8 protein-coding genes are annotated in these 11,148 nt (G+C 71.9%); all 8 read left to right on the top strand.

What is annotated here, in order from left to right:
• The coding region (locus ACNI14_RS12595; RefSeq protein WP_420520399.1) for a peptidoglycan D,D-transpeptidase FtsI family protein at nt 1-1,844 on the top strand (1,844 nt) is incomplete at its 5' end.
• Nucleotides 1,845-1,855: 11 nt separating this feature from the next.
• The gene (locus ACNI14_RS12590) at nt 1,856-3,553 is read left to right on the top strand and encodes a UDP-N-acetylmuramoyl-L-alanyl-D-glutamate--2,6-diaminopimelate ligase (protein WP_420520398.1); all 1,698 of its coding nucleotides are present in this window, start codon (nt 1,856-1,858) and stop codon (nt 3,551-3,553) included.
• On the top strand, nt 3,550-4,947 hold the full coding sequence (locus ACNI14_RS12585) for a UDP-N-acetylmuramoyl-tripeptide--D-alanyl-D-alanine ligase (RefSeq protein WP_420520397.1): 1,398 nt from the start codon (nt 3,550-3,552) through the stop codon (nt 4,945-4,947). Before ACNI14_RS12590 ends, ACNI14_RS12585 begins: the two co-directional genes overlap by 4 nt.
• Nucleotides 4,944-6,041 carry a phospho-N-acetylmuramoyl-pentapeptide-transferase gene (gene mraY, locus ACNI14_RS12580; RefSeq protein ID WP_420520396.1) on the top strand — a complete coding sequence of 366 codons (1,098 nt, stop codon included), beginning with the start codon at nt 4,944-4,946 and terminating at the stop codon, nt 6,039-6,041. The genes ACNI14_RS12585 and mraY overlap by 4 nt, the downstream gene beginning before the upstream one ends.
• A 2-nt stretch (nt 6,042-6,043) precedes the next feature.
• Complete coding sequence (gene murD, locus ACNI14_RS12575) at nt 6,044-7,417, top strand: UDP-N-acetylmuramoyl-L-alanine--D-glutamate ligase (protein ID WP_420520395.1); 1,374 nt, start codon at nt 6,044-6,046, stop codon at nt 7,415-7,417.
• 9 nt (nt 7,418-7,426) lie between these two features.
• A complete protein-coding gene (locus ACNI14_RS12570) occupies nt 7,427-8,641 on the top strand; it encodes an FtsW/RodA/SpoVE family cell cycle protein (protein WP_420520394.1) in 1,215 nt (404 codons plus the stop codon).
• Nucleotides 8,634-9,749 carry an undecaprenyldiphospho-muramoylpentapeptide beta-N-acetylglucosaminyltransferase gene (murG, locus tag ACNI14_RS12565; protein WP_420520393.1) on the top strand — a complete coding sequence of 372 codons (1,116 nt, stop codon included), beginning with the start codon at nt 8,634-8,636 and terminating at the stop codon, nt 9,747-9,749. The genes ACNI14_RS12570 and murG overlap by 8 nt, the downstream gene beginning before the upstream one ends.
• On the top strand, nt 9,746-11,122 hold the full coding sequence (gene murC / locus ACNI14_RS12560; protein WP_420520392.1) for a UDP-N-acetylmuramate--L-alanine ligase: 1,377 nt from the start codon (nt 9,746-9,748) through the stop codon (nt 11,120-11,122). Before murG ends, murC begins: the two co-directional genes overlap by 4 nt.
• Nucleotides 11,123-11,148: the final 26 nt, after the last annotated feature.

The following is an 11,148-nucleotide window of genomic DNA, read 5'->3' as shown; positions in this document are numbered from 1 at the left end:
CGCGGTCGCGTTCGGGCGGCGCGGCCCGCCGCCCCGCGACCGTGCGCGTGAGCGCGTCGGGAGCGCGCGCCGTGCGCGTAGGAGATCCACGCACGCGTCAGCGCATCGTGACGCTCGCGACCCTCGTGATCCTGGCCGTGTTCGCGATCAAGCTGGTGATGATCCAGGGAGTCAACGCGTCCGAGCTGTCCACGGCGGCGCTCGAGAATCGCCTGGCGACCTCCACGATCGAGCCGGTGCGCGCCGACATCGTCGACCGCAACGGCGTGGTGATGGCCACCTCCGCGCAGCGCTATCACGTGTTCGTCGATCAGACGGAGCTGAAGGAGTTCCGGCAGATCGAGAACAAGCAGGTGATCGCCGAGGGGCCGCTCGACGCCGCGAAGATCCTCGCCCCGATCCTGGGCGTGTCCGAATCTGAGCTCGCGGCCGACCTGGTCGGGGACCGCGGCTTCCAGTACATCGCCAAGTACGTGACCCCCGAGGTGTGGGGCCTGATCAACGAGGAGCGGATCCCGGGCATCGACCGCGAGCCGGTCACCGAGCGCATGTACCCCAACGGGGACGTCGGCGGCAACGTGGTGGGCTTCGTCGGCGGGCGCGAGGACCGACAGGGCGTCGACTGGGGTCTGGCGGGCGTCGAGGCCGCGTTCGAGGACGAGCTGCTGGGCAGCCCCGGTTCGCTGACGTACGAGTCCGATGCCCGCGGCGGCACCGTGATCCCGACCGGGGTCCTCGAGGAGGAGGAGGCGGTCCCGGGTTCGACCGTGCAGCTCACCCTCGACCGCGACATCCAGTTCTACGCCCAGCAGGCCCTCGAGGAGGCGCTCGCGGCCAACGGCGGCTCGCAGGCCATCGCGCTCGTTCAGGACGCCAAGTCCGGTGAGTTCCTCGCCATCGCGGACTCGGGTGCCGTGGACCCCAACGATCCTGGCGCGACGCCCGCGAGCGCCCGCGGCTCTCGCGCCGTGCAGGACATCTTCGAGCCCGGGTCGACGGCGAAGGTCGTGACGATGGCCGCGGCCCTCGAGGAGGGGGTGGCGACTCCGACCAGCCGCTACATCGCTCCGTACCAGTACACGACGGACAACAACCAGACCTTCAAGGACGCGACCCGCCACGAGGACCAGAAGCTCACGCTGTCGGGCGTGCTGGTGAACTCGTCGAACACGGGCACGGTGCAGGTGGGCGAGGACCTCACCGAGGCGCAGCGCTATCACTACCTCGAGGCCTTCGGCTTCGGGTCCCCCACGAACGTGGGGCTGCCCACCGAGGTCGGCGGAATCCTGCACCCGTGGCAGCAGTGGGACGGCCGCACCAAGTGGGCCGTGCTGTACGGCCAGGGCGTCGCGGGCACCGCGCTTCAGACCAGCCAGGCCTTCCAGACCATCGCCAACGGCGGAGTGCGCGTCCAGCCCTCGGTCGTCAAGGGATACGAGACCGCCGACGGGCAGTTCATCGAGCGTGAACGCGAGGAGCCCACGCGAGTGGTGTCCGAGCAGACCGCGGACCAGGTGATGCTGATGCTCGAGGACGTCACCGAGTCCGGCACGGGAGGACTGGCCAAGATCGACGGCTACCGCGTAGCAGGAAAGACCGGCACCGCGGAGGCCGCCGACGAGAACGGACAGCTGACGCGTTTGGTGTCCTCCTTCGTCGGTGTGGCGCCGGCCGACGACCCGCGTATCGTCGTGTCGGTGTTCGTCTGGGACCCGAAGTCCTCGATCTGGGGCGGCGAGGTGGCGGCCCCGGTGTTCAAGGACGTGGCAACCTTTGCCTTGCAGGCCCTCCGGGTCCCGCCCTCGGGCCCGCGCGAGGAGCTGTACCCGACCACTTGGGAGTGAACGTGCAGGAGATGGCGCTGCGTCCTTCGAGAGCGGTGCCCCGCACGCTCGCCGAGCTGGCCGATCGTGCGGGTGCGCGCGTGCGTGTGCGCGCCGGACGCGACACGGCTCCTGACGGACAGGACCCCGGATCGGTGCTCGTCACCGGTGCGACGGTCGATTCGCACTCGGTCGCCGCAGGCGACCTCTTCGGCGCCTTCCCTGGCCTCAAGGTGCACGGCGCGCGGTATGCGGCCGATGCGGTGGCGGCCGGGGCGGTCGCAGTCCTCACCGACGCGCAGGGCGAGTCCCTGCTCGCCGAGTCGGGCGTGGACGTCCCCGTGTTGCTCGTCGACGACGCCCGTCGCGCGATGGGGGAGGCCGCCGCGCTCGTCTACGGGGATCCGAGCCGGGACCTGGTGTTCGTGGGCGTCACGGGCACCAACGGCAAGACCACCACGGCCTACTTCATCGACAACGCCCTTGCGCAGCTGCACGAGCGCCGCGGCATCATGGGCACCGTCGAGCTTCGGATCCTCGACGAGACCATCGAGTCCCCGCGCACCACCGTCGAATCGCCCGTGCTGCACGGCCTGCTCGCACGCATGCGCGACGAGGGGGTGACGGCGGCGGTCACGGAGGTGAGCTCGCACGCTGCAGCCCTGGAGCGCATCAGCGGGGTCCGGTTCTCGGTCGCGGTGTTCACCAACCTGCAGTGGGACCACCTGGACTTCCACGGGACCATGGAGGACTACCTCGACGCCAAGGCGCGGCTGTTCGAGCCCGGCAGGGCCGAGCGCGCGGTGATCAACGTCGACGACCAGTGGGGCAGGAAGCTCGCGGCACGCGTCGAGATCCCGGTCGAGACGGTGTCGACTCACGTGGACGATCCGCAGGACGCGGATTGGACCGTGACGTCGGCGGACGTCGGGCTCGACGGCGTGGGCTCGCGCTTCACGTTCACCGACCCCCGCGGGGCCGAGCACGCAGCCGAGTCTCCGCTGCCGGGCCTGGTCAACGTCTCGAACGCCATGGTGGCGATCGCCAGCGCGCACGCGGCCGGGGTGCCGCTAGTGCAGGCCATCGCCGGCGTCGCGACCGCGCACGCGGTTCCCGGACGCATGGAGCGGGTGGTCGAGCGCGGCGACGCCGACCCGCTCGCGATCGTCGACTACGCCCACACGCCCGATGCGCTCACGCTGGCGCTGCAGGGGGTGCGCCCCATCACGCCCGGACGGCTGATCTTGATCTTCGGCTCCGATGGGGACCGGGACCAGGGCAAGCGCCCGGTGATGGGCGGCATCGCCGCGGAGCTCGCGGACGTGATCGTGCTCACCGACGAGAACCCGCGCTCGGAGGAGCCGGCCGCGATCCGTGCGGCGATCCGCGCGGGCATCGCGCAGGCGCGCCCCGACCTGCGCGACGTGCACGAGGTCGAGCCGCGCGTCGCGGCGGTCGAGTACGCGCTGCGGCTCGCGCGCCCCGAGGACACGGTGATCGTCACGGGCAAGGGCCACGAGCCCACGCAGGAGATCGCGGGCGTCTTCCACCGCTACAACGACCGCGACGCGTATCTCGCGGCGCACGCGCGCATCGTCGCCGAGCGGGACGGCAGAACCCCCGAACCCGGCGCGCAGGCGTCCGTCACCGTCCACGGTGCCGTGACACCGACAGACGTGACATCGACAGACGTGAGATCGACCAAGCCGGACACGGGGGAGCGCGCATGAGGCCGCTGACGGCGCAGTGGGTCGCGAACGCGGTCGGAGGAGAGCTCGCGGCCGAGGTCGACGCCCGCGTCACATCGGTGGAGAAGGACTCCCGCGACGTGCAGCCGGGCGCCCTGTACGTGGCGTTCGTGGGCGAGAGGGTCGACGGCCATGACTACGCGCCGCGTGCCTTCGAGTCCGGCGCGGCGCTTGCGCTGGTGTCGCAGCCGGTGGCGGGCCCCCATGTGCTCGTCGAGGACGTGACCGCGGCGCTCGGCCGCCTCGCCAGCGCCTACCTGGCGCTGCTGCGCATCGAGGGCGACCTGACGGTGATCGGCATCACGGGCTCCAACGGCAAGACCACCGCGAAGGACCTGCTGGCCCAGGTGCTCGACGACGCCGTGGCGCCGGTGGGGAGCTTCAACAACGAGATCGGCCTGCCGCTGACCGTCCTGCGGGCGGACGCCTCCACGCGCCACCTCGTTCTCGAGATGGGCGCCTCCGCCCCGGGCGACCTGGCCTACCTCACGCGGATCGCCCCGCTGGACGTCGCCGTCGTGCTGACGGTCGGCACCGCCCACCTGGGCGGCTACGGGTCTCCCGAGGCGCTGGCTGCGGAGAAGGCGACGCTGCTCGACGGGCTCGTTCCCGGAGGCGTCGCGCTGCTGAACGCCGACGACGACCGGGTGGCCGCGATGGCCGCGCGGCCGTCGCTGCACGAGGACGGCCGCCGGGTGCGCACCTATGGCACCGCGACGGGCGCGGACGTGGTGGCCGCCGAGATCTCCCTGGAACGCGGGTGCGCGGCCTTCACGCTCGCCGGCGTGGACGGCATGGCGGACGGCCCGCGCGCGGCGCTCAGGCTCGTCGGCGAGCACCACGTCACGAACGCCCTGGCCGCCCTGGCCGTCGCTGTCGAGTGCGGGCTCTCGGCCGAGGACGCGGCGGCGCGAGTGAGCGCCGCCACCCCCCTCAGCCCGCACCGCATGGCGCTCACGGAGCGCGCCGACGGCGTGTGGGTGCTGGACGACAGCTACAACGCATCTCCCGAGTCGATGCGCGCCGCGCTGCGCGCCCTCAAGGAGGTCGCGACCACGGGCCGGTCGTTCGCCGTCATCGGCGAGATGCGGGAGATGGGCGACGCGTCGCGAGAGGCGCACGAGGAGATCGGCCTCGACGCCGTCCGGCTCAGAATCGACCACCTGCTCGTGGTGGGCGAGGGCGCCAAGCCGGCCCACGCATCGGCCGTCCGCGAAGGCTCGTGGGGAGACGAGGCCGCGTACGTCGCTACCATTGACGAGGCCCGCGCGTTCCTCGACGGGCGTCTGGCGCGCGGCGATACCGTGCTGATCAAGGCGTCCCACGGAACCGGGCTGTGGAAGCTGGCCGACGATCTGCTGGGAGTTGACGCATGAGAGCAGTGGTGTTCGCGGGAGGGATCTCGCTGGTCATCGCGCTGCTCGGCACCCCACTGTTCATCCGCTTCCTCACCCGCCACCAGTACGGGCAGTTCATCCGCCACGACGGGCCGGCGACCCACCTGGTCAAGCGCGGCACCCCCACCATGGGCGGCGTGGTCATCATCCTCGCCACCGTGCTCGGGTGGCTCGGGGCGAACCTCCTCACCGGCCGCACGCCCTACGCCTCGTCGATGCTCGTGGTGCTGCTCATCGTGGGGCTCGGTTTCGTGGGCTTCCTCGACGACTACATCAAGATCCGCCAGGAGCGGTCGCTGGGGCTCAAGGCGCGCTACAAGATCCTGGGGCAGGCGGTGGTCGGCATCTCGTTCGGGGTGCTCGCGCTGCAGTTCCCCAATCAGTACGGCGACTCTCCCGCGTCCACCTCGATCTCGTTCCTGCGCGACACCGCCCTCGACCTCGCGTACTGGGGTCCCGCGATCGGGATCATCCTGTTCATCGTGTGGGCGAACTTCCTCATCACCGCATGGTCGAACGCGGTCAACCTCACCGATGGCCTGGATGGCCTCGCCACGGGGTCCGCGCTCATCTTCTTCGGCGCATACACGGTCATCGGACTGTGGCAGTACAACCAGTGGTGCGGCTTCACGTCCTCGACGAGCCTGTGCTACGAGGTGAGGGACCCGCGCGATCTCGCGATCCTCGCCGCGGCGATCGCCGGGGCGTGCTTCGGCTTCCTGTGGTGGAACGCCAGCCCCGCGAAGATCTTCATGGGCGACACCGGCTCGCTCGCGCTCGGCGGCGCCATCGCCGGCATCACCATCATGTCGCGCACCGAGCTGCTGGGCGTCATCATCGGCGGGCTGTTCGTCATCATCGTCGCGAGCTCGGTGATCCAGATCGGCTGGTTCAAGCTCTCGGGCGGTAAACGGGTGTTCAAGATGGCGCCCCTGCATCATCACTTCGAGCTGTTGGGCTGGGGAGAGGTGACGATCGTGATCCGGTTCTGGATCATCGCCGGTCTCGCCGCAGCCGGCGGAGTCGGCCTGTTCTACGCCGAGTGGATCGCGGCGCTCCCGGCAGGGGAGTGAGCGTGGCCTCGTCCCCGCTGGCGGGGCTCACCGTCCTGATCCTCGGGCTCGGCGTCGCGGGCCGCTCCGCACTGGCGGCGTGCCGCGACCTGGGCGCGAACGCCGTCACGGTCGATCCGGGTGCGGCCGATGCGGACGTCGCCGACATCGGCCAGGTCGACTTGGGTGCGGTGGACGCGTGCATGTCCTCGCCCGGCTTCGCCCCGCACACGCGCGAGGTGCGCGCGGTGCAGGAGGCGGGCATCGAGATCTGGTCCGAAATGGAGTTCGCGTGGCGGGTGCGTCGCGAGGGCGTCCCGTGGGTGCTCGTGACGGGTACCAACGGCAAGACCACCACGACGCAGATGGTCGGCGCGATCGCGGCCGCGGGCGGCCTCGACGTGGCCGTGTGCGGCAACATGGGCGTCCCGGTCATCGCCGCGGCGCGCGAGCAGCACGATCTGGTGGCCGTCGAGATCGCGAGCCTGCAGCTGCACTTCACGTCCACGCTGTCGCCGCACGCCGCCGTGTGCCTGAACGTCGACGAGGACCACCTGGACTGGCACGGCTCCGTCGAGCACTATCGCGCGGACAAGGCCCGCGTGTACCAGCACGTGGAGGTCGCGTGCGTGTACGGGGCACACGACCCGCTGGTCGAGTCGATGGTGGCGGAGGCCGACGTCGTCGAGGGGGCCCGGGCCGTCGGCGTGACGCGCGGCGCGCCCACCGTGTCGCAGCTCGGAGTCGTCGACGGCGTGCTTCTCGACCGCGCCTTCCACGGCGCCCGGCGCACGGAGGCCGTCGAGCTCGGTCACGTCGACGACCTCTCTCACCTGGTCGCGGGCCAGGTGCCTCCCTACCTGGTCTTCAATGCTCTCGCCGCGGCGGCTCTCGCGCGCGCGGTCGGCGTGGCGCCCGATGCTGTGGCGCAGGGGCTGCGGGACTTCTCGCTGGACGCGCACCGCACCGCCCATGTCGCCACGGTGGACGGCGTCACCTACGTGGACGACTCCAAGGCCACGAACGCCCACGCCGCTCTCGCGGCCTTCGGCGGCCGCGCGCCGGCGAGCGTGGTGTGGATCGCGGGCGGCCAGGCCAAGGGCCAGGAGTTCGACGCGCTCGTCGCGGCGCTGCGAACGCGACTGCGCGCGGTGGTGCTGATCGGCGTCGATCCGGAGCCCCTCGCATCGGCGCTGGCGGGACACGCGGCCGATATCCCCGTGACCCGCATCGCGCCGGGCGACACTGTGATGCAGCAGGCGGTGCGCGAGGCCCGTGCGCTCGCCCAGGAGGGCGACACGGTGCTCCTGTCACCCGCCTGCGCATCGTTCGATCAGTTCCGCAGTTACGCGGATAGGGGAGATGCCTTCGCTCACGCGGTGAGGGCGAGCGCTTAAGGAGGCGTCATGACGGCCACTGCGTCGCGACGCACCGAGAGCAGCACACCCTCCGGCTCTCCCGTCACCACCTATTACCTGCTCGCCGTCGCGAGCGCGCTGCTGGTGGTGGTCGGCCTCGCCGTGGTGCTGTCGAGCACCTCGAACATCGCGCTGCAGCGCTCGGACGGCAACCCCTTCACCCTGTTCATGATCCAGGCGGTGGCGCTCGGCATCGGCATGGCGGCGCTCGTGATCGGCTCGCGCATGCCCGTGACGTTCTGGAAGCGCGTCGCGGTGCCGATTCTGCTGGTGTCGATCGTGCTGCTGGTGGCGGTGGTGCTGGTGGGAGAGGCCTCGGGCGGCAACAAGAACTGGATCCGCGTGGGTCCGGTGACCTTCCAGCCATCCGAGGTCTCCAAGCTGGGGCTCGCACTCTTTCTGGGCGTCGCCCTGTCGGTGAGCCGGCGCCAGCTGTCCTCGCTGCGCGGGCTGGTCAACCCCGGCGCGGTCGCGGCGGTCATCGTGCTCGCGCTCGTGCTGTGGGGCCGCGACATGGGAACCGCCCTCGTCATCGTCATCATGGTCGCGGCGGCGTACTGGGCCGCGGGCCTGCCGATCCGGTACTTCGCGGCGGGGGGCGCTCTCGCCCTCGTGGGGATGCTCCTGCTCCTGAACGACGGGGAGTCGCGCGGATCGCGCATCGACGTGTGGCTGAACCCCGAGAACTGCGACCCGCAAGGGGCGTGCATGCAGACCCTCCACGGGACCTACGCGCTGGCCTCCGGCGGGCTGTGGGGTCTCGGCCCCGGCATGAGCCGGGAGAAGTGGGGATACCTGCCCGTCGCGGACTCGGACTTCATCTTCGCGATCATCGGCGAGGAGTACGGGCTCATCGGCACGCTGCTCATGCTGGTCGCGTTCGGCATGGTGGCCGTCGCCGTGAACCGCCTGGTGCACCGCCACCGCGATCCCTTCGTGCAGATCGCGGCCGCGGGGATCGGCGCGTGGATCGTGGGTCAGGCGCTCATCAACATCGCCGTGGTCGTGGGGCTGGCGCCGGTCACCGGCGTGCCGCTCCCGCTGGTGTCCTCCGGCGGCTCGTCGCTCATCGTGTCGCTCGCCGCGATCGGCGTGCTGATGGCGTTCGCGCGCCGCGAGCCCGGCGCGCCCGAGGCCTTCGCGGCGCGGCCCTCGGTCGTGAAGAAGTCCATCGCGGTCATCGCCAGGGGGCGCCGTGGCTAGCGTGCTGCTGGCCGGCGGGGGAACGGCCGGCCACGTGAATCCGCTGCTCGCGACGGCTGAGGAGCTGCGCTCGCGCGGGCACCGCGTCGAGGCGCTCGGCACGCCCGAGGGGCTCGAGCAGGATCTGGTGCCGCGAGCCGGCGTGACGCTCCATGAGGTGCCCAAGGCGCCGATGCCGCGCCGGCCTTCCGGGGACATGGCTCGCTTTCCTGGCCGCTTCGCGTCCGCGGTGCGCGCCGCCCGGCGCGCGATCGAGGCGTCCGGGGCCGATGCGGTGGTGGGGTTCGGCGGCTATGTCTCCACGCCCGCGTATCTTGCGGCCCGGCGCGCGGGAGTGCCGATCGTGGTGCACGAGGCCAACGCCCGCCCGGGCATGGCGAACAAGCTCGGGTCGCGGATGACCGAGCACGTCGCGGTGACCTTCCCGGACACCCCGCTGCGGCACGCCCGGCTCACCGGGCTTCCGCTGCGCGCCTCGATCCGCGACCTCGCGGAGCTGCTCGCTGATCCCCGCGCCGTGGACGATGCCCGTGAGGCCGCGCGCGCCATGGCGGGGTGGCCGGCGGATGCCCCCGTCCTGGTCATCACCGGCGGGTCCCTCGGAGCGGCGAGCCTCAACGCCGCCGCGGTCGCGGCGGTGCCGAACCTCGTCGCCCACGGGGTTCACGTCTGGCACCTGACGGGCAAGGGCAAGGCCGACGAAGCCGCGCGAGCGTACGGCGACCTGAGCGCCGACCAGCGCGAGCTGTACCGCGTGGAGGAGTACTCCCACGACATGGAGACCGTGCTCGCGGCCGCGGGTGCCGTGGTGTGCCGCGCGGGCGCCGCGACCGTGTCGGAGCTGACCGCGCTGGGACTGCCCGCCATGTACGTGCCGCTGCCGCATGGCAACGGGGAGCAGGCGGACAATGCGCGACCGGCCGTCGAGGCGGGAGCCGCGATGATGGTCGCCGACTCCGAGCTGACGCCCGCGATGCTCGAGCAGCGCGCCGAGCACATGCTGCTGGACTCGAAGGCGTCGACCGCCATGCGCGAGGCCGCCCGCGGCATCGGCATCCGCGACGGCGCTCAGCGGCTCGCGGACATGGTCGAGGGGGCGCTGCGGTGACCCGCTTCCACTTCATCGGCGTGGGCGGGTCGGGGATGTCCGCGGTCGCACGGCTCACCGCCGCGCGCGGGATCGACGTGTCCGGCTCCGATCGCGGCGAGAGCGCCTACTTCCTGGCGCTGCGCGATGCCGGCATGGACGTGCGCGTGGGCCACGACCCCGCGTTCGTCGACGGGGCCGATGCCGTGGTGATCTCGACCGCGGTGCGCGAGTCCAATCCCGAGCTCGCGCGGGCGCGCGAGCTCGAGATCCCGGTGCTGCATCGCTCCGAGGCGCTCGCCCGTGCTCTCGAGGGCAAGCGGCTCATCGCCGTCGCGGGTTCTCATGGCAAGACCACCACCTCCGCGATGGTCGCCCATGCGCTGCACGGAGCGGGGGTCGACGCCTCCTTCGCGGTAGGGGCCAGGGTGTTCGGCGTCGACGGCGCGGTCGCGGGCGGCTATGCGGGAGACTCCGACGTTGCGGTGGTCGAGGCGGACGAGTCCGACGGGTCGTTCCTGCGCTATCACCCCGAGGTGGCGATCCTGCTGAACATCGAGCCCGACCACCTGGATCACTACGGCAGCGTCGAGGCGCTCGAGCAGGCGTTCGCGGACTTCGCGCGCGACTGCCGGGTGCTCGTCGCCTGCGCCGAGGACGACACGGTCATGCGCGTGGCGCGCGCGGCGGCCGATGCCGGGGTCGAGGTGATCACGTATGGGCGGGCCGATGCGGACGTGACGGTCACCTCCGAAGCCCTCGTGCGCGACGGTGCGGCGCACCCCCTGAGCGTGCCGATCCCCGGAGCCCACCAGCGCCTCAACGCCTCCGCGGCGTGGACGGCGGCGGTCGCGGTCGGCGCCGATTCCGCGCGCGTGGCCGGAGCGCTCGCGAGCTTTGCGGGCACGGGGCGCCGGTATCAGCTCCGCGGCGAGGTGGGCGGCGTGCGCGTGGTCGACGACTACGCTCACCACCCCACAGAGGTGGCGGCGGTGCTGGCGGCGGCCCGCGCCTCCGGCGTGGGCCACCTCGTGGTGCTCTTCCAGCCCGCGCTGTTCACCCGCACCCAGCTCCACGCGCAGGCGTTCGCGGACGCGCTGTCCGTCGACGACGCCGACGTGGTGATCGCCGGCGTGCACGGCGACCGCGAGGATCCGATCCCGGGAGTGACGTCGCAGACGATCCTCGACCGCATGACGGTTCCCGACGGGTCGACCGCGCAGGTCGTCGAGGACCTCGAGGCCGCGGCCGCCGTCGCCGCGTCCCTCGCACGCGCCGGCACTCAGGTGATGACGGTCGGATCCGGCACCGTGACCCTGGCCGCCGAGTGGATCCTGGACGCTCTGCGATCGGGTGGCGAGCCGCGTGCCGCCGGCACGGGCGGCCATGGCTGAGCCCCGCCGTCCCCAGGCCCCCGCGC

Source organism: Demequina pilifera, from assembly GCF_048814985.1.
Lineage (GTDB): Bacteria > Actinomycetota > Actinomycetes > Actinomycetales > Demequinaceae > Demequina.
Note: the sequence above shows the minus strand (reverse complement) of the source record. Positions and strands in the feature narration are given on the sequence as shown.

Bases quoted from the DNA above. Each gene is read 5' to 3' on its own strand.
- ACNI14_RS12590 (WP_420520398.1), top strand. From the start codon at position 1,856: ATGGCGCTGCGTCCTTCGAGAGCGGTGCCCCGCACGCTCGCCGAGCTG.
- mraY (WP_420520396.1), top strand. From the start codon at position 4,944: ATGAGAGCAGTGGTGTTCGCGGGAGGGATCTCGCTGGTCATCGCGCTG.
- ACNI14_RS12585 (WP_420520397.1), top strand. From the start codon at position 3,550: ATGAGGCCGCTGACGGCGCAGTGGGTCGCGAACGCGGTCGGAGGAGAG.
- ACNI14_RS12570 (WP_420520394.1), top strand. From the start codon at position 7,427: ATGACGGCCACTGCGTCGCGACGCACCGAGAGCAGCACACCCTCCGGC.